General features: G+C 71.8%; 21 protein-coding genes. 9 read left to right on the top strand and 12 right to left on the bottom strand.

What is annotated here, in order from left to right; genetic code table 11:
• Positions 1-91: 91 nt before the first annotated feature.
• From ABH941_RS05890 to ABH941_RS05870, 5 genes are read left to right on the top strand one after another with little or no spacing between them, the layout of a single operon-like run.
• On the top strand, positions 92-787 hold the full coding sequence (locus ABH941_RS05890; protein ID WP_370127506.1) for a hypothetical protein: 696 nt from the start codon (positions 92-94) through the stop codon (positions 785-787).
• Positions 784-1,545 carry a nucleic acid/nucleotide deaminase domain-containing protein gene (locus ABH941_RS05885; protein WP_370127505.1) on the top strand — a complete coding sequence of 254 codons (762 nt, stop codon included), beginning with the start codon at positions 784-786 and terminating at the stop codon, positions 1,543-1,545. Before ABH941_RS05890 ends, ABH941_RS05885 begins: the two co-directional genes overlap by 4 nt.
• A 43-nt stretch (positions 1,546-1,588) precedes the next feature.
• Positions 1,589-2,344: a nucleic acid/nucleotide deaminase domain-containing protein gene (locus ABH941_RS05880; RefSeq protein ID WP_370127504.1), complete on the top strand. Its 756-nt coding sequence runs from the start codon at positions 1,589-1,591 to the stop codon at positions 2,342-2,344.
• Positions 2,341-4,314, top strand: coding sequence for a hypothetical protein (locus tag ABH941_RS05875; protein ID WP_370127503.1), 1,974 nt, complete (start codon positions 2,341-2,343; stop codon positions 4,312-4,314). The genes ABH941_RS05880 and ABH941_RS05875 overlap by 4 nt, the downstream gene beginning before the upstream one ends.
• A 55-nt stretch (positions 4,315-4,369) precedes the next feature.
• On the top strand, positions 4,370-6,001 hold the full coding sequence (locus ABH941_RS05870; protein WP_370127502.1) for an SUKH-4 family immunity protein: 1,632 nt from the start codon (positions 4,370-4,372) through the stop codon (positions 5,999-6,001).
• On the opposite strand, the gene ABH941_RS05865 is transcribed toward ABH941_RS05870, so the two are convergent.
• Both ABH941_RS05865 and ABH941_RS05860 read right to left on the bottom strand, forming a co-directional pair.
• Positions 6,002-6,256 (bottom strand): bacterioferritin-associated ferredoxin, encoded by a 255-nt coding sequence (locus ABH941_RS05865; RefSeq protein ID WP_370127501.1) that lies wholly within the window; start codon positions 6,254-6,256, stop codon positions 6,002-6,004. It abuts the gene before it with no gap.
• A 124-nt stretch (positions 6,257-6,380) separates the two neighbouring features.
• Entirely contained in the window at positions 6,381-7,805 is a 1,425-nt protein-coding gene (locus tag ABH941_RS05860; RefSeq protein WP_370127500.1) for a class II 3-deoxy-7-phosphoheptulonate synthase, read from the bottom strand.
• A gap of 231 nt (positions 7,806-8,036) precedes the next feature.
• Here ABH941_RS05860 and ABH941_RS05855 point away from each other — a divergent pair, with 231 nt between their 5' ends.
• Positions 8,037-9,986 carry an anthranilate synthase family protein gene (locus ABH941_RS05855; protein ID WP_370127499.1) on the top strand — a complete coding sequence of 650 codons (1,950 nt, stop codon included), beginning with the start codon at positions 8,037-8,039 and terminating at the stop codon, positions 9,984-9,986.
• Positions 9,987-10,071: 85 nt separating this feature from the next.
• On the opposite strand, the gene ABH941_RS05850 is transcribed toward ABH941_RS05855, so the two are convergent.
• The 4 genes from ABH941_RS05850 to ABH941_RS05835 form a co-directional block, all read right to left on the bottom strand.
• Entirely contained in the window at positions 10,072-11,097 is a 1,026-nt protein-coding gene (locus ABH941_RS05850) for a 6-phosphofructokinase (protein WP_370127498.1), read from the bottom strand.
• 92 nt (positions 11,098-11,189) lie between these two features.
• Positions 11,190-11,837 carry a response regulator gene (locus tag ABH941_RS05845; protein ID WP_370127750.1) on the bottom strand — a complete coding sequence of 216 codons (648 nt, stop codon included), beginning with the start codon at positions 11,835-11,837 and terminating at the stop codon, positions 11,190-11,192.
• A gap of 56 nt (positions 11,838-11,893) precedes the next feature.
• Positions 11,894-13,093, bottom strand: coding sequence for a MacS family sensor histidine kinase (gene macS / locus ABH941_RS05840; protein ID WP_370127497.1), 1,200 nt, complete (start codon positions 13,091-13,093; stop codon positions 11,894-11,896).
• A 37-nt stretch (positions 13,094-13,130) separates the two neighbouring features.
• The gene (locus ABH941_RS05835) at positions 13,131-13,859 is read right to left on the bottom strand and encodes a lysophospholipid acyltransferase family protein (RefSeq protein WP_370127496.1); all 729 of its coding nucleotides are present in this window, start codon (positions 13,857-13,859) and stop codon (positions 13,131-13,133) included.
• 142 nt (positions 13,860-14,001) lie between these two features.
• Here ABH941_RS05835 and ABH941_RS05830 point away from each other — a divergent pair, with 142 nt between their 5' ends.
• Entirely contained in the window at positions 14,002-14,760 is a 759-nt protein-coding gene (locus tag ABH941_RS05830; protein WP_370127495.1) for an alpha/beta hydrolase, read from the top strand.
• 5 nt (positions 14,761-14,765) lie between these two features.
• Positions 14,766-15,299 (top strand): hypothetical protein, encoded by a 534-nt coding sequence (locus ABH941_RS05825; protein ID WP_370127494.1) that lies wholly within the window; start codon positions 14,766-14,768, stop codon positions 15,297-15,299.
• A 134-nt stretch (positions 15,300-15,433) separates the two neighbouring features.
• Here the strand turns inward: ABH941_RS05825 and ABH941_RS05820 are convergent, their stop codons facing one another.
• From ABH941_RS05820 to ABH941_RS05795, 6 genes are all read right to left on the bottom strand, one after another.
• The gene (locus ABH941_RS05820) at positions 15,434-16,180 is read right to left on the bottom strand and encodes an endonuclease/exonuclease/phosphatase family protein (RefSeq protein WP_370127492.1); all 747 of its coding nucleotides are present in this window, start codon (positions 16,178-16,180) and stop codon (positions 15,434-15,436) included.
• Between the two features lie 77 nt (positions 16,181-16,257).
• Positions 16,258-17,199: an ROK family glucokinase gene (locus ABH941_RS05815; protein WP_370127491.1), complete on the bottom strand. Its 942-nt coding sequence runs from the start codon at positions 17,197-17,199 to the stop codon at positions 16,258-16,260.
• A gap of 170 nt (positions 17,200-17,369) precedes the next feature.
• The gene (locus tag ABH941_RS05810; RefSeq protein ID WP_370127490.1) at positions 17,370-17,825 is read right to left on the bottom strand and encodes a DUF5304 family protein; all 456 of its coding nucleotides are present in this window, start codon (positions 17,823-17,825) and stop codon (positions 17,370-17,372) included.
• A gap of 112 nt (positions 17,826-17,937) precedes the next feature.
• Positions 17,938-19,167, bottom strand: a complete 1,230-nt coding sequence (locus ABH941_RS05805) for an ArsA family ATPase (RefSeq protein ID WP_370127489.1) — start codon at positions 19,165-19,167, stop codon at positions 17,938-17,940.
• Entirely contained in the window at positions 19,167-19,631 is a 465-nt protein-coding gene (locus ABH941_RS05800; protein WP_134010283.1) for an SRPBCC family protein, read from the bottom strand. The genes ABH941_RS05805 and ABH941_RS05800 overlap by 1 nt, the downstream gene beginning before the upstream one ends.
• A 50-nt stretch (positions 19,632-19,681) precedes the next feature.
• Complete coding sequence (locus ABH941_RS05795) at positions 19,682-20,452, bottom strand: metallophosphoesterase (protein WP_134010281.1); 771 nt, start codon at positions 20,450-20,452, stop codon at positions 19,682-19,684.
• Between the two features lie 218 nt (positions 20,453-20,670).
• Between ABH941_RS05795 and ABH941_RS05790 the strand changes: the two genes are divergently transcribed.
• Positions 20,671-22,467, top strand: coding sequence for a long-chain fatty acid--CoA ligase (locus ABH941_RS05790; protein ID WP_370127488.1), 1,797 nt, complete (start codon positions 20,671-20,673; stop codon positions 22,465-22,467).
• Positions 22,468-22,493 lie beyond the last annotated feature (26 nt).

Raw genomic sequence — 22,493 nt, 5'->3', positions numbered from 1 at the left:
CCAAGCGATGTGACTAGTCTTACCGGCTGGCGAATGCGCATGCGATCAAGTGCGGGGGTGGGGCGTGGCGATAGAGCTGCCAGGACCGGTGGTGACGTTCCTTCAGGTCATCGGAGTCAAGTGGCCGCAGGTGAACGAGGACTCGGTACGGGAGTTCGCGACCCATGTGCGTGACTTCGCGGCGGCGATCGACGACACCCACCAAGGGGCGACCGCCACTCTCAAGGCGATGGGCGAGGCATACCAGGCCAACTCGTACGAGCTACTGGTGTCCAAGTGGGCGCATCTGTCGCAGAGTCACATGTCCGAGCTCGACCAGGGCTGCACCCTGCTGGCCACCGCGTTGGACGCCGCGGCGGACTACATCGTGGCGATGAAGCTGGAGTGCATAGCCGAGTTGGCGGTCCTGGCGGTCTCCTTCGTGGCGGACCAGGCCGCTGCGGTGGTCACCTTCGGGCTCGCCGAGGTGGCGGAGGCCGCGCTCGTGGAGGCCGCCGACCTGGCGGTGGAGTACCTGAAGCAGATGCTGATCCAGTACATCACCGCCCAGGTGATCGAGGCGGCGCTGACCCCTCTGCTGGGAACCGTCGAGAAGGCCGTGGCCGGGATGAGCTACTCGGCGCTGGAGGACACCCTGGGCGTCTCGGGGAACGGGCCGGGCGACGGGTTCCGGATCCACCCGGAGGACCTGAAGGCCCACGCCGCCGTGATCGGACAGCACGCGGCAGCGGTGCAGGGCCACGCGACGGTCTTCACCGGCAAGTTCGCCGGGCTGGACTTCTCATGAGCGAGATAGCGGAAGTCTTCACGGGAGCGGCCAAGAAGATCGGCAAGGCGCTGGCCAAGGACGTCACCGACGCCTACCACGGAGTCCTCAAGGACACCGAGCAGGGCGCCAAGGACGTGGCCGAGAACACCGTCAAGAACGAGGCCACCACCGCCGAGGACGTCGCGAAGGCCGACCGGAAGCGCAAGGCCGTCAAGGACCCCAAGCCCGCCGAGGGCGGGACGTCGACGGGGGGCAGCAGCAACGGCGGCGCGCCCGCCCCCAAGCGGCGCAAGCAGAACCCGAAGTACCGACTGCCCCGGAACGCCGACCGGAGCCCGGTGCAGACCTCGACCAAGGTCGACCCCAAGACCCATGACCTGGCGCAGAAGGTCAACCAGCGCCGCCTGCTGGACGGCGACGAGTCGGGCAACAACTACGCCGCCATCGAGTACGAGGACGAGGCCGGCGCCAAGCATGTCGTGGTCGGCCACAGCGACGGCGCCCACTCCGAGCGGATAGCCGGCGTCCCGCTGCTGAAGGAGATCGACGGCGGCCGGAACATCAAGGTGACCCGCATCTACTCGGAGCGGGACTACTGCAACCAGCCGAACCCCAACTGCAACGCATGGACCCGGCACTACTTCCCGGACGCCGCCCGGACCCATGCCTTCCAGTACGACCACCACAACCCGGGCTCCAAAGCGGCAGGAAACCGGGCCCACGAGGACCACATACGATGGCTCTTCGGCAAGCCCCCGATCAAGCGTCGAAGCTGACCGTCCGCAAGGCTGACCGTCCGGAAGAAAGAGGAGACACACCGTGGCTGCGCGCGCGGAACTGCCCGGCCCGGTGGGCCCGTACCACGAACCGGCGGACCGGCCCCAGCCCCTCGCCCGATACGCCGAGGAGAACGGTCTCAAGGTGCACGACCCGGCCGCCGCCGAGTGGCTGCGGGTGGGCACCGACCGCGGGGCGGAGATCTGCCTCGCCGACGACGGCACGGTCCGGTCGGTCTTCTGCGCCTACCGGTACCCCAGCGGAAGGGTCAACTCCTCACTGGACGCCTGGATCCGCTGCCTCGACGCCCTGCGGGACACCCTGACGGAGCTGGGCCCGCAGCCGATCGGCGCCGAAGCGGTAAGGATCGCCACCGACCTGGAGGCCGAGCTGCGCCGGCTGGACCCGGAAGCCCTGTCCGACCCGGCGGACTGGTGGCCGCAGGTGGCCCAGGACCTGAGGCTCACCGCGACCGTGGCCGCTGCCGGAATCATCGAGTTCCGGGCGCCCGGCGGCGCGCTGCGCACCGTCCGCGGCTACACCCTCCCCGGGCAGGGCCATGTGGAACGGCGGCTGTGGGAGAGCCTCCGCAGCAGGGAGGTGGAACCCGAACAAGTGGTCCGGATCCACACCGACCTGGAACCCTGCATGCTGCCCGGCAACTACTGCGCGGACTGGCTGTCCTCGACCTTCCCCGATGCCGGGTCCACCTACAGCTTCGACTACGGTCCCCGGGCGGAGGACCGGGAGCGAGGAGTCGGCGAACTGACGGACTACCTCCAGGAGTCCCGTCCGTGACCACTCCGAGCGACCAGGGTCCGTTCCCCCTTGGCCGGTGGAAGGCGGCCACCGAATTCCAGGGGATCCTCGCCGACAGCCCGCACGGAACGAATGTGCACATCACCGGCGCCGCGGGCACCGGCCGCAGCACCCTCCTCAACTGGCTCTTCCTGTTGAGCGACCAGGAGCCCTCGGCGGCCGGCGCCACCGGGACCGGCCCGGTCTTCCACGCGGCCCTGGGTGCGCGCGGCCGTGGAGCCGACGGTCTGGCCGCCGCCCTGGGGGAGCAACTGGGGTACGACGTGGCCACCGCGGACGAGCTGCTCTCCGTTCTGGCGGCCGATCCCCGTCCGGTCTGCATCGCCGTCAGCGAGCTGGACGAGTCCGACCCCGTCGGCATCCGCACCTCGGCGCGGGCGCTCAGGGACCTGGTGGTGCCGCTGGCCGCACTGCCACAAGTACGCCTGGTCACCGAGGGCAGCCGGGAGTGGCTGCCGCTGCTTCCTCCCGGCTCGGTCATCGATCTCGACCTGCCGCAGTGGACGGACCGGGACGCCTTCGAGTCGTTCGTCCGCGCCCTGTGCGAGTCGGCTGCCGACGAGCTGGCGCCCCCGGAGGCGGCCCGCCCGATGCGGAGCGGCGAGGCGTCCGCCGCCGAGTTCGTCCGGTCGGTGGCGGAGGCGTCCTTCCCCAACTTCATGCTGGCGCAGGTCCTGGTGCTGGCGCTGCTCGGGCCCACCGCGCCGCTGGCGGCGGACATCCGGGTGCTTCCCTCGGGGCTGGAGCAGGCGGTGACCCTGCTGGTCGAGCGGTGGAGCACGACCGCGCCGGCCGTCGCCGACGCGCTCTACGGCCTGGCCCTGGCCGGCCCCTACGGCTTCGGAGCCGCCACCTGGCGACTCGGCTCCCGGGCGGCCACCGGCCGCCGCCTCGACCCGGACGGGCCGGAACGGGTGCTGGAGGAGGCGTTCTGCCTGGTGCGGGCCGAAGAGGAGGAAGACGGCCCCGATGCCGCTTCCGACGGTACTTCATACCGCCTCCGCCACCCGGCGATAGCGGACGCGCTGCTCACCGCGCGAGGCCCGGAGACCGAGCAGCGGGCCCGCACCGCCCTGACCTACGGCCTGGCCCATGCGGTGCCGGTCGGCGGCGACGCATCAGGCGTCCAACGACCCAGCTGGGCGGACACGCCCCCGGAGCAGCTGTCCCAACTGCTCCGCCAGGCCGCTGCCTCGCAGCGGCTGGCGCCTTTGCTCCCGGATCCCGGCCTGCTGCTCCGGGCCGACCTGGACGCGCTGCGGTCCGCCGCCGACGGCTCCGGCGAGCCGGCCACGGTGGCACTGCGCCCGGTGCTCGATCTGATGTACCCCGGCTCCCTTCCCCAGGCGGCCCAGCTCCAGGTGGCCGCCGTCCGCCAGGGTCTGTCCGCGCTCGCCGAGGCGACCGAGCAGGCGTTCCCCGGGCTGGCCTTCAGGGCCCGGGAGCAGCGCCCTGCCCCGGCCGACAGCGCGCCGTCTGACGGCGGACTGCTGCTGGAGAACGGTCGACTCCGGGTCCTGAGCCCCGGCCCCAACGGACCCGTGGTCGACTGGGAGCTGTCCGACGCACCGTGCCTCGCCACCAAGGCAGCGGTACTGGACGGGACGCCGGCCGTGCTGGCGTCCACCGCCGACCGCCTGCTGCACCTACGGCGCCGCCGCGACGGAGCGCCGCTCCGTCCCACCGTCGAACTGCCGGAGGCCGCCACCGCCGTGGAACTGCTGCAGGACGGCCCCGGGGCAGCCGTCCTGTGCGCGGCCGGGGACCTGCTGTGGGTCACCCGGCTGCGGGACGCGACCGTGCCCGCGCGGCTGCGCCTGGGGCGGAACATCACCGCGATCTCGGGCTCCCGGGTCGACGGGGAACAGGTCGTCGACATCGCCCTCGGCGACGACCTGGTCAGGCTGGTGGTCGACTCCCGCGCCCTGTTCGCGCCTGGGTCCTCCTGACATCCCGTAGCCTGGGCCATCGATGCTGGTGGGGGCCTTCTTGGAGGGAGCGGAGTTGAACGAGCCGTTCACAGCGCTGTGGGGCAGGTCCCGGCCTGCCCGGGACGCTTCGGCGGAGGTCCAGGACGACTGGCCGGGACCGGTCGGCGCCGACGCGACCGTGGAGTTCGGCGGCCGGCTGCTGTACGGCTGCGTCGGTTCGACGGCGCCCCGGCTGCTTCAGCTCTTCGACGCCGTCAGCGGTGCCCGGGTCGCACCGCCGACCGCCCTGGCCGCCGGGCGTCAGGCGCTCGCCTTCGGGGTCACCGCGCAGGGGCTGCTGGCCGCCGGGACCGAGGAGCTCGTCGCGCCGCTGGAGTCCCGCCGCTCCGGGTATCCGGACGGCGGTTACCCCGCCGAGGAAGGCGATGTCGCGGCGGTCGCCGGGGTCGGCCCGCTGCTGGCGACCTTCCACCCCTTCCACGGTCTGGCGGTCTGGGACCTCGACAGCGTGGCCTGCCGGGGCACGGTGAAGCTGGTCAGCCATGAGTTCCCGGGGCTGACCGCGACCACGATCGAGGGCCTCCCGTACGCGGTGCTGACCCTCGGCCATGAGCTCAGGGTCTTCGAACTCGGCACGCTCCGTCAGGTCGCCCACTGGGCCAATGAGTCGGACGCGCCCGTCATGCGGACCGCCTGGACGGTGGATCCGGCCACCGGTCGGGTGCTGCTGCTGACCGCCGACTTCCAGCAGCGGCTGCAGCGCTGGGATCCGCTCACCGGCGAGGCCGTCGGACCGCCCTGGGAGCTGTCGGGGCGCGCCGTGCAGCTGAGCGCCGCGGTGCTTACCGACGACAGCGGCACGCAGGTCCCGGTGGCCGCCCTGATCACCATGGACCGGGTCCAGCTGCTGCGCACCGACACCGGTGAGCTGCTGCTGTCGCTGCGCCCGAAGCAGAAGGTGCGGAGCGCGCGCCTCAGCGGCGACGCGGTGCTGCTGCTCGGCACGGACGCCGGCCCCGGCGCGCTGCGACTGGATCCGGCCCTGCTGGGGACCGGGCAGAGGCGGGAGCTCCGCCTGGACCTCACGGCCTTTCCCGCACCTGCGCCTGTGCCCGCGCCTGCGCAAATCCCGGCGGGCGACGCGGTCGAGCGGGCCCGGCGGCTGTGGGGTGCGGACCAGGTCATGGTGCTCGCCCCCGAGCACTGGGAGGCCGGTCTACTGGACGACACCGTCCGCGCGGCCCTGGCCGGCCTTCCGGTCCCGCTGCGTCCACTGCCCACCGTGGAGCTGGATCCGGATCTGGCCGAGTTCGGACCGGAACTGCTGTCGCGGGTCGGCGTGGACGAGGAGTCCGACGAACCGGTCCAGGCGCCGCCCCCGGGGCTGGAGCAGCACCGCTGGCTGGGCTCATGGGGCGACAGCGACCTGCTGCTCAGCCCTGCCGGGGCGGTCCAGGCGCTGGGGCCCGAGTCCGACTTCCAGGCTCCGCTGCTGCTCAACTCCGGTCTGGCCGCCTTTGTCGCCTGCGCCGCGGAGCTCGCTCAGGCGCGCCGCCGACGCGACCCTGGCCTGGACGCGGAAGCGCGGGCGGATCAGGCGGCGCGGCTGACCGAGCTGCTTCGGGGCCTGGATCCCGCCGCGTTCGCCGAGGGCGGCTCGTCGCTGTGGGCGGACGCACTGAGCGATCTGGAAGCGGGCCTGTAGTCAGGCCGCCTCGGCGCCGGCCTTCGCCTTGTTCTCGGGTGCCGGCGCCGGGAGGCCCAGCAGTGCGGCGAGGCGGGCGGTCGGGCAGGGACGAGCGCCCTCGTTGCCGAGGATGGACTGTATCCGGCGGACGCAGGAGCCGCAGTCGGTTCCGGCCTTGCAGCCGTTGGCGACCTGGCGGGGCGTGGTGGCGCCGGAGGCGATCTCCGCACGGACGCGCTGCTCGGTGACCGCATGGCACACGCACACGTACATGACGGTCCTTTCCGATGGCGTCCGGTTGAGCCAAGGCTAACCTTACCTAATCGGAGCGAGTGCCAAAAGACCCCTCCGGTTCCGCTTTCGCAGATCCGGAGGGGTCTTCGTCACACTGACCGGGTTACGCGCCGCGGTACATCTCGGCAACCAGGAAGGCCAGGTCCAGCGACTGGCTGCGGTTGAGCCGCGGGTCGCAGGCCGTCTCGTAGCGCTGGTGCAGGTCGTCGACGAAGACCTCGTCGCCGCCGCCCACGCACTCGGTGACATCGTCGCCGGTCAGCTCCACATGGATGCCGCCCGGGTGGGTGCCCAGCGCGCGGTGCACCTCGAAGAAGCCCTTGACCTCGTCCAGCACGTCGTCGAAGCGGCGGGTCTTGTGCCCGGTCTCCGCCTCGAAGGTGTTGCCGTGCATCGGGTCGCAGATCCACACCGGCACGGCGCCGCTCGCGGTGACCTTCTCCACCAGCTCGGGCAGGTTGTCGCGGACCTTGCCCGCGCCCATCCGGGTGATGAAGGTGAGCCGGCCCGGCTCGCGGTTCGGGTCCAGCCGGTCGATCAGCGTCAGCGCCTCGTCCACGGTGGTGGTCGGGCCGAGCTTCACCCCGATCGGGTTGCTGATCTGCGAGGCGAACTCGATGTGGGCGTGGTCCAGCTGCCGGGTGCGCTCGCCGATCCAGACCATGTGGCCGGAGACGTCGTAGAGCTTGCCCGTACGGGAGTCGGTGCGGGTCAGCGCCGTCTCGTAGTCCAGCACCAGCGCCTCGTGCGAGGAGTAGAACTCGACCGTACGGAACTCCTCCGGGTCCACCCCGCAGGCGTTCATGAAGGACAGCGCGCTGTCGATCTCCTTGGCGAGGCGCTCGTAGCGCTGCCCGGAGGGCGAGTTGCGGACGAAGTCCTGGTTCCAGGCGTGGACCTGGCGGAGGTCCGCGTAGCCGCCGGTGGTGAAGGCGCGGACCAGGTTGAGGGTGGAGGCGGAGGCGTTGTACATCCGCTTCAGCCGCTCCGGGTCGGGGCGGCGCGACTCGGGCGTGAAGGCGAAGCCGTTCACCGAGTCGCCCCGGTACACCGGCAGGGTCACACCGTCGCGGGTCTCGGTGGGCTTGGAGCGCGGCTTGGAGTACTGGCCCGCGATCCGGCCGACCTTGACCACCGGGACGGAGGCGGCGTAGGTGAGGACCACGGCCATCTGCAGCAGCGTCTTCAGCTTGTTGCGGATCTGGTCCGCCGACACGCCGTCGAAGGCCTCGGCGCAGTCGCCGCCCTGGAGCAGGAACGCCTCACCCTTGGCCACGGCGGCGAGACGGGTGCGCAGCTGGTCGCACTCGCCGGCGAACACGAGCGGCGGATAGGAGGCGAGGTCCGCAAGGGACTTGCGCAGAGCCTCGGGGTCCGGCCACTCGGGCTGCTGCGCCGCGGGAAGGGACTGCCAGGAGAAGCCCTGGGCTCCGTCCCCTTCGGGGTGGGTTTCAACGGTCACGGTCACAGCGCCAAGGCTACGGGGTAACGCAACCGAAATGTCCCCGGCGACCGCTGACTGAGACATGCCGCGAATCTGCAGCCGCTCCGCCTCCCGATCCGCTAGGGTCTGGGCTGTGAATACGCAGCGCACCTACTCCTGGTGGTGGACCGTCCCCGAGGCGGCCCACTGATCGCGCGTTCCCACGCAGACTCAACGGCCGCCCCTCGGGGCGGCCGTTCTGCGTCTCCAGCGGACACCGCCCCGAGCCGGCCGGCACCCTCCCGCCGCCGCACCTCCCTCGGAAAGGCCCCCGCTGTGACCAACGCCACTGATCCGGTCGATGCCGCTGCCCTGGTCGCCAGGCTCGTCGACGCCGGCGAACCCTTCGCCCTGCTGCACCGTCGCGCCCCCCGGCTCGCCCCGGACACCGTCGAGGTGCTGTTCGGCGAGGTCGGCCGTTTTGAGACGCTGGCGGAACTGCCGCTGCCCGAGGAGGCTCCCGGCGTCCCGGTGCACGACCTGCTGGCCCTGGTCCCCTACCGGCAGCTGCGGGAACGCGGCTTCGAGGCCCGGGACGACGGCACCCCGCTGCAGGCCCTGAAGGTGCGCGAGTCGTTCGCTCTGCCACTGGCCGAGCTGCGGGCGGCGCTGCCGCAGCTCCCGGTCCGGCTGGACGACGGCGGGTTCGACCTCTCGGACGACGCCTACGCGGAGATCGTCCGGCGGGTGATCGAGGACGAGATCGGCCGGGGCGAGGGGGCCAACTTCGTCATCCGCCGCGACTTCACCGGGACCCTGCGGGACTTCTCCCCGGCGCTGGCGCTGACCCTGTTCCGGCGGCTGCTGGAGCAGGAGCGCGGGGCGTACTGGACCTTCCTGGTGCACACCGGCGAGAGGGTGCTGGTGGGGGCCAGTCCCGAGGTCCACGTCCGGCAGGCCGGCGGGACGGTGGTGATGAACCCGATCTCCGGGACGTACCGCTACCCGGCCGAGGGCCCCGGCCTGGAGTCGCTGCTGGCGTTCCTGCACGACCCCAAGGAGCTGGAGGAGCTCACCATGGTCGTGGACGAGGAGCTCAAGATGATGTGCGCGGTGGGCGACCTGGGCGGCCAGGTGCTCGGCCCGCGCCTCAAGGAGATGGCCAACCTCGCCCACACCGAGTACGAGCTGCGCGGACGCACCACCCTGGACGTCCGTCAGGTGCTCCGGGAGACCATGTTCGCCGCCACCGTCACCGGCAGCCCGCTGCAGAACGCGACCCGGGTCATCTCCCGCTACGAGCCGACCGGGCGCGGCTACTACGCGGGCGCGCTGGCGCTGATCGGCCGCACCTCCGGCGGCGGCCAGACCCTGGACTCCCCCATCCTGATCCGCACCGCCGACATCGACCCGGCGAGCGGCAGGCTGGCAGTGCGGGTCGGCGCGACACTGGTACGGCACTCCGACCCCTACGCGGAGGTCGCCGAGACGCACGCCAAGGCGGCGGGGGTGCTCGGCGCGATCGGCGCCGTCCCGGCGCGGGCGGGGTCCGGGACGGCGGGGGCGGGGCGGGCACCCCGGCTGGCCGACAACCACCGGGTGCAGGCGGCGCTGGACGCCAGGCGGAACAATCTGGCGCCGTTCTGGCTGCGGATGCAGACCCCGGCCCCGGCCGCCGCCGACCCGCAGCACGTCCTGGTGATCGACTGCGAGGACACCTTCACCTCGATGCTGGCGCATCTGCTGCGCTCGCTGGGCCACCGGGTCACCGTCCGACGCTATGACCTCCCCGGTCTGGCCGAGGCGGTCGCCGCGCACCGGGGCCCGCTGGTGCTGGGCCCCGGCCCGGGCGACCCGGCCGATCTGACGGACCAGAAGATGCGCCGGATGCAGGGCGTGGTCGGCGAGCTCATGGCGACCGGGCGGCCGGACGGCCTGCTCGCGGTCTGCCTGAGCCACCAGCTGCTGTGCGCGTCCCTGGGACTGCCGCTGCGACGGAAGGCCGTGCCGTACCAGGGCGCGCAGGAGCGGATCGACCTCTTCGGGTCGGCACGGACAGTGGGCTTCTACAACACGTTCACGGCGGTGTGCGACTCGGGCGATGTTGCGCGGCTCGCGGCACGGGGGATCGAGGTGAGTCGTGACGCGGTGACGGGTGACGTCTTCGCGTTGCGGGGGCCGGGGTTCGCGGGGGTGCAGTTCCATCCGGAGTCGGTGCTGACGCTGGACGGGGTCGGGATCGTCGCCGGGATGCTGGCTGAGTTGGGGGAGCGGTCGGTGGTCTAGTGCGGCGATGCTGCGGCTGGTGTTCGCGCAGTTCCCCGCGCCCCTGAACAGGGGCGCGGGGAACTGCGCGAACAGCAACCCCCCACTACCCGAAGAAGACGTCGAACTCGGAGTACAGCGCAGGTTCGACGGTTTTGATCCGCGCCGTGGCGTCGGCGAGCGGCACGCGGACGATGTCGGTGCCGCGCAGCGCGACCATCGTGCCGTAGTCGCCGTCGTGGATCGCGTCGATCGCGTGCAGGCCGAAGCGGGTGGCCAGCCAGCGGTCGAAGGCGCTGGGGGTGCCGCCGCGTTGGATGTGTCCGAGGACGGTGGTCCGCGCCTCCTTCCCGGTGCGGGCCTCGATCTCGTGCGCCAGCCACTCCCCGATGCCGGAGAGCCGGACATGGCCGAAGGCGTCGCGGGTGTCGTCCTTGAGCACCATCTGGCCCTCGACCGGCATCGCCCCCTCGGCGACCACCACGATCGGCGCGTAGTTGATCCGGAAGCGCTGCTCGACCCAGGCGCAGACCTGGTCCATGTCGAAGCGCTGCTCGGGGATCAGGATCACATTGGCGCCGCCCGCGATGCCCGAGTGCAGGGCTATCCAGCCGGCGTGACGGCCCATCACCTCGATGACCAGCACCCGGCGGTGCGACTCCGCGGTGGTGTGCAGCCGGTCGATGGCCTCGGTCGCGATGTTGACGGCGGTGTCGAAGCCGAAGGTGTAGTCGGTGGCGTTGAGGTCGTTGTCGATGGTCTTGGGCACGCCCACGACGTTCACGCCGTTGTCGTGCAGGGTGGCGGCGACCCCGAGGGTGTCCTCGCCGCCGATCACGATCAGTGCGTCCACCTGGTACTTGTCCAGGTTCTCCTTGACCTTGCGGATGCCGTCGGCGACCTTCAGCGGATTGGTGCGCGAGGAGCCCAGGACGGTGCCGCCGCGCGGCAGGATGCCCCGGACCTCAGGGATGCCGAGGGGAAGGGTGGCGCCCTCCAGCGGGCCGCGCCAGCCGTCCCGGAAACCGGTGAACTCGTAGTCGTAGACCTCGACGCCCTTGCGGACGACCCCCCTGATGACCGCGTTGAGCCCGGGGCAGTCCCCTCCGCCGGTGAGCACGCCGATCCGCATATCCGTCCCCTCCCCTGAGTATGACGAACTGTCACTTCACGGTAGCTGCGGGCGGGATGGATGCACCCTGCTGTGCACAGGGCGGGTCGGGGCTAGACCTCGTCGTCGAGGCCGCGCTCGATGGCGTAGCGGACCAGCTCCACCCGGTTGTGCAGCTGGAGCTTGCCGAGGGTGTTCTGGACGTGGTTCTGCACGGTGCGCGGCGACAGCACCAGCCGGTCGGCTATCTGCTTGTAGGCCAGCCCCTTGGCGACCAGCCGCAGCACCTCGGTCTCCCGGTCGGTGAGCTGCGGGGCGGCCGGGGTACGGGAGCCGGCCTGCACCGGCTCGGCCGCCAGCCGGCGGTACTCGCCCAGCACCAGGCCGGCCAGCCCCGGGGTGAACACCGGGTCGCCGACGGCGGTACGGCGGACCGCGTCCAGCAGTTCCTCCCGGCTGGCCGACTTCACCAGGTAGCCGGTGGCGCCGGACTTCACCGCCTCCAGCACGTCCGCGTGCTCCCCGCTGGCGGACAGCACCAGCACCCGGGGCGCCGGGTCCTGCGCCATCAGCTGGCGGCAGACCTCGACCCCGGGCAGGTCCGGCAGGTTCAGGTCGAGGACGACCACGTGCGCGGCGGCGGCCGGCGCGCGGCGCACCGCCTCGCGGCCGTCCCCCGCCGTGGCGACCACCCGGCAGCCGGCCGCGCCCAGGTCGCGGGCCACCGCCTCGCGCCACATCGGGTGGTCGTCCACCACCATCACCCGGATCGCCTGCTGGTCCTCGGCCGGCTGACCACCGGCGTTCTGTTCGACCGTCACTGCGTGCTCCCTCGTTCGACTCGCTGACGGGGCACCCGCAACTCGACCTCGGTGCCCTGGCCGGCGGCCGAGCTGATCTCGGCGCTGCCGCCCAGATCCCGCAGCCGGCCCCGGATCGACTGGGAGACCCCGAGCCGCCCCTCCTGCTCGGCCTCTCCCAACCGCTCCTGGGCGAACCCGGGACCGTCGTCGCGGACGCTGACGACCACCCCGTCCGGCTCGTCCTCGACCAGGATCCAGGCGTGCGCCTGCTCCCCCGCGTGCTTGCGCACATTGTCCACCGCGGCACTGACAGCCGCGCTCAGCTCACTCGCCGCCCGGCCGGGGAGCAGCACCGGCGTCCCCGGGGCGGACAGCGTCACCCGGGAGCCGGCCAGCGGGGTGAGCAGCGCCCGCAGGTCCTGCGGCTCCCCCGGATCGGACCGCCGCCGCGGACGTCGCGGGGCCTCGTAGGACGGGTTGGGCACCAGGCCCTCGGCGATCAGCGCCCGCAGCGCGATCTCCTGCTCCCCCGCCATCCGGCCGATCTCCGCGGCCTCGCCGCCGACCTCGGCGCCGCGGCGCTGCACCATCGCCAGGACCTGGAGCACCCCGTCGTGGATGTCGCGGGCCAGCCGCTCCCGTTCCCGGGTCACCGCCTGGATCTCCAGGGCTCTGGCCAGGGTCTGCTCGCTGGCGCGGGCCAGCTCGATCACATAGCCGATGGCGACGCCGGCGACCATCAGCAGCACGATGTTGTGGGCGTTGCTGGAGGTGACCCTGCCCCGCTCGGCGATGTTGGCGAGGCCGATCAGCAGTCCGGCGGCGCCTGCGGGGCGCCAGCCGCCCATGACCGCGAAGCCGAGCACGGTCGCGGCGGCGCGGACCGTCGGCAGGGTCACGTCGTTGGCGTCGACGCTGGCCGTCTGGTCGAAGCTGCGGGTCAGCAGGATGCCGGCGACGATCAGCGCCAGGTCGGCCCAGAGCCACCACCAGCCGCAGCGTGCCTTGGTGGAGAACACCCGCACCGTCGCGAAGGTCCACAGCGTGAGGACGGCCATATAGGCCCAGGCCGCGGCGGGATGGGTGTAGTGGTGCGCGTTCCCGGCGTAGCGGCCCACCGCGTACACCACCGTGAGCAGGCGGAAGGCCGACACGGCCCGCCACAGCGGCTGCTCCACGGAGAAGACCCCCGTGGCACGCTTCTCGGTCCCCACCCTGCGCCCCCTGCTCTAAGGTCGGTAGCCCCTCGGGCTACTGCTGTCTCTCCGCGCTGATCTGCTTGGCCTGCTTCTTCGCTTCCTGGATCTGCCGCTTGGCCGCGGTCGCGTAGATGTCGACGTACTCCTGGCCGGACAGCCGCATGATCTCGTACATGACCTCGTCGGTCACCGAGCGCAGGATGAAGCGGTCGTTCTCCATGCCGTGGTAGCGCGAGAAGTCCAGCGGGGCGCCGATCCGGATCCCGGGCCTGATCCCGAAGTTCGGCTTGACCTGGCCGGGCGGCTGCAGTTTCTCGGTGTCGATCATCGCGACCGGGATCACCGGCGCCCCGGTGGCCAGGGCGATCCGGGCCACGCCGCCGACCTTGCCGCGGTAGAGCTTGCCGTCGGGCGAGCGGGTCCCCTCGGGGTACACCCCGAACAGCTCGCCCCGCTTGATGACCTCGATCCCGCTGGTGATCGCCGCCTCTCCGGCGCCGCGCACCCCGGAGCGGTCCACTGGGAGCTGGCCGACGCCCCGAAAGAAGGCGGCAGTCAACTTCCCCTTGACGCCCGTTCCGGTGAAGTACTCGGACTTGGCGATGAAGGTCACCCGGCGCTTCATCATCGCGGGCAGGAAGAAGGAGTCGGAGAAGGAGAGGTGGTTGCTGGCGAGGATGGCAGGCCCGTCCGCGGGGATGTGCTCCATCCCCTCGACCCAGGGACGGAAGAAGATCTTCAGCAGCGGGGCGACGATCATCTTCATCAGTCGGTAGAACAACCCTGGCCTCCAGATTCACGAACCAGGGAGAACCTTAGCCGCTCGGGCAATGGTGAGCTGTACGGCTGACAGGCGGGCATGGGACTATGCGGGTCACCCGTCGTGTTGTCCCGTGCAGACCGCTGTGCGAAAGGAGCCGCAGATGCCGCTCATGCCCGGTGCCGAACCGTATCGCCACCACGGCGGCCCGGTCGGAGTCCTGGTGTGCCACGGGTTCACCGGCTCGCCGTACTCGATGCGGCCGTGGGCCGAGGCCGCGGCCGACGAGGGTTTCACCGTCTCGCTGCCGCTGCTGCCGGGGCACGGGACCGAGTGGCGCGACCTCAACGTCACCCGATGGCCGGACTGGTACGCCACCGTCGAGCGGGAGTTCGACCTGCTGGCGAAGGACTGCGAGCAGGTCTTCGTCTTCGGCCTCTCCATGGGCGGCGCCCTGGCGCTGCACCTGGCGGCGCAGAAGGGCACCGAGGTCTCCGGCCTGGTCCTGGTCAACCCGCTGGTGACGATGCCCGGGCAGGCGCACCGGGCGCTGCCGCTGGTACGGCACCTGCTGCCCAGCCTGCCGGGAATCGCCAACGACGTGGCCAAGCCCGGGGTCAACGAGGGCGGCTACGTCCGCACCCCGCTGCACGCCGCACACTCCATGGCACAGTTCACCCGGCTGGTGCAGTCGGAGCTGCCGCAGATCACCCAGCCGCTGCTGATGTTCCGCAGCCCCCAGGACCATGTGCTGACACCGGCCAGCGGGGAGATGCTGCTCTCCCGGATCTCCTCGACCGATGTCGAGGAGCGGCTCTGCGAGCGCAGCTTCCATGTGGCCACGCTGGACCACGACGCCGAATCGATCTTTGCCGGAAGCCTCGACTTCGTGCGGCGGCTCATGCCCGCCGCGAAGGGATGACGGCCGTGCCCGAGCTGCCCGAGGAAGGCGCGGACGCGCCCCAGGACGCCACCGGGGAGAGCAACCCCGACCGGGCGGCCACCGACGACGACGCGGTGTTCGCCCAGCTCGTCGCGGACTTCGACAACCCGGTGGACGCCGAGGCGCGGTCCTGGCCGGCCGCGGAGGACCTGGCGGACCTGGCCCCCGCGCCGCGGCCCCGGCCGGTGATCAAGCCGCTCCCGGCGATCCAGGCGATCCCGCCGGTCGACCCGCGCAGCTGGGTCCCGGAGGAGTCGGAGGACGACGACCACTACGTCCCACCGCCCCCGCCGCCGCTCCCGCGCACCGAGACCCCGACCCGGCTCGCCGTCGCCGCGGTGGTCGCAGGGGTGGTGCTCACTCTGTACTCGGCGTTCGGGCAGCTGCCCGGGGTCGGCGGGATGGGGGCGTTCCTCGGGATCGGCCTGTTCGTCGGGGGGGTCGCCACGCTGATCGCGCGGATGCGGGACGACGACGATGACGAGGACGACGATCCGCAGCGGGGGGCGGTGGTCTGATCTCGGGTGCGGGCTGTGCCTGGTTTGTCGCGCAGTTCCCCGCGCCCCCAGGGGGCTGCAACTGACCCACTGCGGGCACGTTGCACTATCCAGGGGCGCGGGGAACTGCGCGACGAGCCATGCACATGCCGCACCTAGGACCCCGGCGGAACCCGCAGCACGGCGACCAGCGGCAGATGGTCCGTCGCCGCGATCAGGTCCTTGCGCGGGAGGTCGGGGACGCCGCAGGCGAGGACGTCGATGCCCGGGGTGGCGAAGACCGCGTCGATGCGCTGGTAGGGGTTGTCCGGGACGGACGTGAATTCGGAGCCCCAGGGCGCGGTGGCCCAGCCGTCCTGGAGACGTCCGGCCAGCAGCTTCCAACCGGGGCCGTCCGGATGCTCGTTGAAGTCCCCGCCGACGACGGCGAGCGGGGCGCCGACCCGGTCCAGCTGCTCCAGCAGCATCCCGCACTGGTCGTAGCGCTCGTCCCGGTCGAGCGAGAGGTGACAGCTCGTCACCGAGAACGGCGCGGCCGTGCCGAAGCGGACCACGGTGGTGGCGAAGCCCCGCTGGTGCAGCCCGGGAGTCCGCGGCAGCAGCACGTCGTGGACGGAGAGCGGCATCGCCCGCAGCCGTCCCAGCAGCAGCGGCCCGGACGCGCTGAGCCCGCCGGACAGGATCATCAGACCGGTCGAACGGGCCAGCCATGCGGCCTGCTGCCGGGGGAACCAGAACCGCGGTGACTCCTGAACGCACAGCAGGTCCGGAGCGCAGGCGCGGATCAGCCGCGCCAGCACCGTCCGGTCGTCGCGCAGCGAGCGGATGTTGTAGCTGAGCAGTCGGACGACTTCGGAGCCGTCGGGCTGCGGACCGGAGGCGGGGAGATCGTCGGCGTCCATGGGCCGAGTCTCGCACCGCCTCCGGGGGCGTGCGTAGAGTGCGTGCGCGGGGCGCCCGAGCGGGGCGCCCGTCGGGATCAGACCTGGCGGGCCAGGTCGCCGGCGCCGGCGATACCGGCGGCGGAGCCGAGGGAGGCGAGCACCACCTCGGCGCGTGGCCGGTGGACTCCGCCGATCAGGTGCTTCTCGAAGGCCTTGGCGACCGGGTCGAGCAGCAGGCTGCCGGAGTCGGAGACGCCGCCGCCGAGGACGAAAACGGCCGGGTCGAACAGCGAGGCCAGGTCGCCCATGCCGCGTCCGAGCCAGTCGGCCAGCTCGTCGTAGACCTCCAGGGCGAGCGGGTCGCCCTCTTCCGCCGCCTGGGTGATCTGGCTGCCGGTGATGGTCTCGGCGATGCCCTCGTTCAGCTCCAGCAGCCGCTTGCCGAGCACCGGGTCGGCGGCCGCGCGCTCGCGGCCGTAGCGGCGCAGGGCGCGGCCGGAGGCGTACTGCTCCCAACAGCCCTTGGAGCCACAGCCGCAGGGGATGCCCTCGGGGACCATGTTGAGGTGGCCGATCTCGCCGGCGACGCCGAAGCTGCCCCGGTACATCCGGCCCTCCAGCACGATGCCGCCACCGATGCCGGTGCCCACCGTGATCATGATCATGTCGTTGTGCTGCGCCGCCGCGCCGAACCGGAACTCGCCCCAGGCGGCGGCGTTGGCGTCGTTCTCGATGACCGTGGGCAGGTGCACCAGGTCCTCGATGCGGGACTTCAGCGGCTCGTTCTCCCAGTTGATGTTGGGAGCCATGATCACGGTGGAGCGGTTCCGGTCGATGTAGCCGGGGGCGCCGACGCCCACCGCGGTGACGTCGTGTCCCGCCTGCAACTCCTTGATGGCGTCGGCAATCGCGCCGACCGCCCACTGCGGGTCCGCAGGGGTGGGTACCCGCGTTCGAGCCAGGATCGAGCCGTCCTCGTCGACGACCCCGGCTGCGATCTTGGTACCCCCGACGTCGACGCCGATGGTCAGTCCCATGTGTCCCTCAGTCTCCGCTGGCTTCCCCGCTGGCCGGTACCGTACCCGGCCGGATGGGGCCGGGTACACACCTGTGCGTACATTAGCCGAAGACAGACAGCTGAGGACACGTTGGTGAGCCTTCAGGAGTCGTAGTCAACCTGGTCGGAGGACCGGGACCGCTTCCGGAGTCAGTCGAGGTCGATCTGCTCGGAGGAGGCCGGCTTCTCCGCCGTCCAGCGCTTCTCCGAAGCGGAGACCGCCGCGCGGTAGGCCGCCAGCAGTTCCCCACCTGCGGCGATGAGGTGGCCGTAGACCTCGGGGTGCTTGCTGCGCAGCGGCGCGGCGAGGTTCTGCAGGGCGCCCAGGCTGTCGCCGTTGCTCGCGGCGGTGGAGGCGGCGCTGACCTTCTCCCCCAGCGTGGTGGCGAACCGGCGGACCTCGTCCACCAGCGGGGTCAGCTCGGGGCCGAAGAAGTCCGCCGGGGAGGCGGGCTTCGAGGACTTGTCGCCGGTCTCAGCGACGGCGTCATGGGTGTCGGCGTCATGGGTGTCACTGACGTGGACGGGCACGTCGTCCCCCGTGCCGCCCTCGGCCACGGCCTCGGCCCACACGTCCTCGTTGTTCCGGTCGTCGGCAGTCGTCATGGTTCTGCTCCTTCTTCGAGCTCCGCGGGACGCGCCCTGGGGACCCCTCCGACGCTACCTCAACCGGCATGGCGCGTCGGTGTTCTGGCCAAGGCCTTGTCAGTGGCCCGGCTCAGCGGCCCCCGGGCCAGAGCTGCGGATCAGGGGTGAACCGCACGGCCAGGACGCCCTCGCGCAGGGCCGCGCCGGCCACGGTGCAGCGGCGCAGCGCCGAGGGCAGCGCGACGGTGCGGCGGTAGGGGCCGACGCCGAGGACCAAGTCGTCGCCGCGCCGGACCAGGTCCAGGTCCGCGCGGTCGGCGCCGGGCAGCGGGATCCGCCACACCAGCGCGCCCTCGTCACCCTCCCGCAGGTCCTCCACCGGCCAGGGGGTCGGCAGCGGGCCCGAGGGGCCGATCGGCGGCAGTCCCAGGCGAGCGAACAGGGCCGCGCCCCCGGGCTCCGCCCCCAGGTGCGGCACCCCGTGGACGGGGACGTCCCACTCGGCGCGCAGGGCGGCCAGCTGCCGCTGCTGCTCCAGGTGCAGCCCGGCCAGGAACGGTTCACCACCATCCGGCACCAGCCGGTTGACCAGCAGCGACTCCACCCGCTGGCCGTGCAGCGCGAGCCCGGCCCGCGCCTGGCGCAGCGCCGCGCCGGCGCGCGGACCGGTCGGCGCGTCCAGGACCAGCCGGACGGTGGTCCCCGGCGCGTCGGTGACCGCCCGGACCTCGTCGAGTTCGGCGGCGGCCCAGGACCGTGCCTCGTAGACCCAGTCCGAGGGCATCGGCACTCCGGCGACGGCGGCCAGCACCGGGCGCAACGCCCGGGCGGCCTGCCGTTGTTCGGGAATCAGCCGGGCCAGGTAGCGGTCCAGCTGCTCGGGCAGCGCGAGCGCCGCCAGCAGGTCGGCGACCACCGGCGCGTCCACCACCAGCACGTCCCACTCGCCCCGGGCCGCGTGCGTGCGCAGGGCGTCCAGCAGGGCGAGGTGCGCGGCGCCGGGCAGGGCGCTGAGCTCGTCTCGCTCCAGCGGGTCCACGCCGAGCAGGTCGAACAGCGGCTTGGCGCGGGAGAGCAGCCGGTCGGCGGCGTCCCGGAAGGCGGCCTGCGGGTCGAGCCTGGCGGCGAACAGGCCGCCCTCCAGCTCGGTCGGTTCCGACGACAGCCGTACGTCGAGCAGCCGGTCGACGCTGCGGTGCGGGTCGTCGGCGGCGAGCAGCAGGGTACGGGCCGTCCCGGCCGCTTCCCGGGCGAGCGCGGCAGCGATCGTGCTGCGGCCGCTGCCGCCGCCACCGCTGACGAGTACGGTGCGGCGTGCTGAGGAGTGGCGTGCTGAGGAGTGGGGTGCTGAGGAGACCATCAACCCTCGACGCCGGTGGACTTCACGTCGGCCGACTCCACCCGCTTTTTCAGCCCGGCCAGCGCCCGGTCGATGATGACCTTCTCCGCCTTGCGCTTGATCATCCCCAGCATCGGGATCTTGACGTCCACGGCGAGCTGGTAGATGACCACCGTGCCGCCGCTGTGGGACGGGTCCAGCAGGTAGGAGCCGTCCAGCGACTTCAGCATCTGGCTCTTCACCAGGGTCCAGCTGACCCGGTGGTCGCCCTCCCATGTGTAGGCGAGGACGTGCTCGTCCTTGATGGCCCCGGCGTCCAGCAGCAGCCGCACCTGCTCGGCACGTCCGTCCGCGCCCTTGGCGAGCACCTCGACCTCCTTGACCTCACCGGTCCATTCCGGGTAGGCCGCGAAGTCCGCGATCACCGCCATGATCTGTTCGGGGGTGGCCTCGATCGTGGTGCTCGACCTCGTGTGCTCCGCCATCGCTGGCCTCCGCGTCTCTGCTGCCTGGGTGCTGCTGGAAGGTTACCGGTTCAGAAGTCAAGGACCCAGGGGCGGCCGGTGGAGCGGAAGTGCCCGACGTTGACGCACTCGCTGCGGCCGATCCGCATCCGTCGCGCCAGCGGCTGGTGCACATGCCCGAAGAGCACATGACCCGGGCTGGTGCTGCGGATCGCGTCGAGGATGGCCTCGCTGCCGCGCTCGAAGCGGCGGGCCACGGTGTCGTAGGTCAGCTCGGGGACGGCCGGCGGGATGTGGCTGCACAGCACGTCGACCCGGCCGAGCGCGGAGACCTTCGCCGCATAGGTCTCCTCGTCCACCTCGTAGGGGGTGCGCATCGGCGTGGGCAGTCCGCCGCCGACGAAGCCGAAGGTGCGTCCGCCGATCTCGACGACCTCGCCGTCCAGCACGGTCACGCCCGCGTCGGCGGCGTACTCGGGCCACAGGTCGGGCCGGTCGACATTGCCGTAGGTGGCATAGGTGGGCCTGGGGAAGGCGGCGAAGAGCTCGGCGTACTGGCGGCGCACGGCCTGCTCGGTGGCGGTCTCCCGGTCGATGTCGAGGCCGGCCCACAGCTGCCGGGAGAACTCCTTGGCCTCGTCGAACCGCCGGGCGGTGCGCAGCGCCACGATCCGGTCGGCGTTCTCGCGGCCGAAGAGGTCGGGGAAGATGCCGCGCGAATGGTCCGCGTAGTCGAGGAAGAGGATCAGGTCCCCCAGGCACAGCAGAGCGTCGGCACCTTCCCCCGCCCGCGCCAGGGCCTCGCTGTTGCCGTGTACGTCGCTGACCACATGCACCCGCATGCGGTCACCCTACCGACCTGTCCGGCAGTAGGGTTTCGGGCAGAGGGACGCATGCCCCTTCCGGTCGCCGGTGCCAGGCCCCGCCCCACCGACCACAGGAAACATACTGCTCACGGCAGTGTGACACAGGAAACACAATTGCCGTCTCCTCTATCGAAGTACTTGTACCGAGCAGTAACGTCCTGGCGTCACGCAGCGTCGCAGACCGAGGAGCAGTCTTGCGCGAGTTCAGCCTTCCGGCTCTCTACGAGGTGCCGAGCGGCGCAAACCTCACCGACCTCATCCACCGCAACGCCGAACGGCATCCCTCCGTCGCGGTGGTGAGCCGCAAGGCCGACGGCCGGTGGGAGGACCTGACGGCCGTGCAGTTCCTGGCCGAGGTGCGTTCCGCGGCCAAGGGCCTGATCGCCTCCGGCATCGGCCCCGGCGACCGGGTCGGGCTGCTGTCCCGCACCCGCTACGAGTGGACCCTGCTGGACTTCGCGATCTGGTGCGCCGGCGCGATCACCGTCCCGGTGTACGAGACCTCTTCCGCCGAGCAGGTCGAGTGGATCCTCGGCAACTCCGGTGCGGTGGCCTGCATCACCGAACTGCCCCGGCACCAGGCGGTGGTGGCCCAGGTCAGCGAGAACCTGCCGGAGCTGAAGCAGACCTGGCAGATCGAGGGCGGCGCGCTGCGCGAACTGGCCGACGCCGGACAGGGCGTGGCGGACGCGACGGTGGAGGAGCGCCGTTCGGCGCTGAACCCGGACACCATCGCCACCATCGTCTACACCTCGGGAACCACCGGACGCCCCAAGGGCTGTCAGCTGACCCACGGCAACTTCCTGGGCGAGCTGGGCAATGTGGTGGCCCGGCTCGATCCGCTGTTCCGCACCGGGGAGTCCTCGGTGCTGCTGTTCCTGCCCGAGGCGCATGTGCTGGGCCGGATCGCGGAGATCGCGGCCGTGCTGGCACCGGTGAAACTCGGCCACCTGCCCGACATCAAGGAGGTCGTGGCGGAGCTCAGCGCCTTCCAACCGACCCTGATCCTGGGCGTCCCCCGGGTCTTCGAGAAGGTCTACAACTCGGCCCGGGCCAAGGCGCAGAGCGAGGGCAAGGGCAAGATCTTCGACCGCGCCGCCGAGACCGCGATCGCCTACAGCCGGGCGCTGGACGCGGAAGGCGCCTCGCTGGGGCTGAAGCTGCGGCACAAGCTGTTCGACGCCCTGGTGTACAGCAAGCTCCGTGCCGCGCTGGGGGGCCGGGCCACCCACGCGATCTCCGGCGGGGCCCCGCTCGGCGAGCGGCTCGGCCACTTCTACCGGGGCATCGGCTTCACCGTGCTGGAGGGCTACGGCCTCACCGAGTCCTGCGCCGCCACCGCCTTCAACCCGCACGACGAGCCGCGGATCGGCAGCGTCGGCCAGCCGCTGCCCGGCTCCTCGATCCGGATCGCCGACGACGGCGAGGTGCAGCTCAAGGGCCCGCAGATCTTCACCGGCTACTGGCAGAACCCCGAGGCCACCGCCGAGGCGCTGCAGGACGGCTGGTTCTCCACCGGCGACATCGGCGAGCTGGACGACGACGGCTACCTCACCATCACCGGACGCAAGAAGGAGATCATCGTCACGGCCGGCGGCAAGAACGTCGCCCCCGCCGTGATCGAGGACCGGATCCGGGCCCATCCGCTGATCGGCGAGTGCATGGTGGTCGGCGACCGGAAGCCCTTCATCGCCTGCCTGATCACCATCGACCCGGAGTTCTTCCCGACCTGGAAGAAGCTCAACGGCAAGCCCGACGAGGCCTCGGTCTCCGACCTGCTCCAGGACGCCGACCTGCTGGCCGCGGTCCAGGCCGCGGTGGACGACGGCAACGCCGCGGTCTCGCACGCCGAGGCGGTGAAGAAGTTCCACATCCTCGACACCGTCTTCACCGAGGAGTCGGGCCACATCACCCCCTCGCTGAAGCTCAAGCGCGCGGTCGTGGCCAAGGACTTCGGCGCCGAGATCGAGGCCCTCTACTCGGCCCGCTGACCGCACGGCCGACCGCGCTGCCGACC

Source organism: Streptacidiphilus sp. EB103A (genome assembly GCF_041261405.1).
In the GTDB taxonomy this organism is placed as follows: Bacteria; Actinomycetota; Actinomycetes; order Streptomycetales; family Streptomycetaceae; genus Streptacidiphilus.
The sequence above is the reverse complement of the archived record's forward strand: the minus strand, read 5'-3'. Positions and strand labels throughout refer to the sequence as shown.

What these genes read in the sequence shown, in the direction of transcription:
- ABH941_RS05885 (WP_370127505.1), top strand. Translation starts at nt 784, where the DNA reads ATGAGCGAGATAGCGGAAGTCTTCACGGGAGCGGCCAAGAAGATCGGC.
- ABH941_RS05865 (WP_370127501.1), bottom strand. Translation starts at nt 6,256, where the DNA reads ATGTACGTGTGCGTGTGCCATGCGGTCACCGAGCAGCGCGTCCGTGCG.
- ABH941_RS05860 (WP_370127500.1), bottom strand. Translation starts at nt 7,805, where the DNA reads ATGTCTCAGTCAGCGGTCGCCGGGGACATTTCGGTTGCGTTACCCCGT.
- ABH941_RS05850 (WP_370127498.1), bottom strand. Translation starts at nt 11,097, where the DNA reads ATGCGGATCGGCGTGCTCACCGGCGGAGGGGACTGCCCCGGGCTCAAC.
- ABH941_RS05845 (WP_370127750.1), bottom strand. Translation starts at nt 11,837, where the DNA reads ATGGTGGTGGACGACCACCCGATGTGGCGCGAGGCGGTGGCCCGCGAC.
- ABH941_RS05830 (WP_370127495.1), top strand. Translation starts at nt 14,002, where the DNA reads ATGCCGCTCATGCCCGGTGCCGAACCGTATCGCCACCACGGCGGCCCG.
- ABH941_RS05820 (WP_370127492.1), bottom strand. Translation starts at nt 16,180, where the DNA reads ATGGACGCCGACGATCTCCCCGCCTCCGGTCCGCAGCCCGACGGCTCC.
- ABH941_RS05815 (WP_370127491.1), bottom strand. Translation starts at nt 17,199, where the DNA reads ATGGGACTGACCATCGGCGTCGACGTCGGGGGTACCAAGATCGCAGCC.
- ABH941_RS05810 (WP_370127490.1), bottom strand. Translation starts at nt 17,825, where the DNA reads ATGACGACTGCCGACGACCGGAACAACGAGGACGTGTGGGCCGAGGCC.
- ABH941_RS05805 (WP_370127489.1), bottom strand. Translation starts at nt 19,167, where the DNA reads ATGGTCTCCTCAGCACCCCACTCCTCAGCACGCCACTCCTCAGCACGC.
- ABH941_RS05800 (WP_134010283.1), bottom strand. Translation starts at nt 19,631, where the DNA reads ATGGCGGAGCACACGAGGTCGAGCACCACGATCGAGGCCACCCCCGAA.
- ABH941_RS05795 (WP_134010281.1), bottom strand. Translation starts at nt 20,452, where the DNA reads ATGCGGGTGCATGTGGTCAGCGACGTACACGGCAACAGCGAGGCCCTG.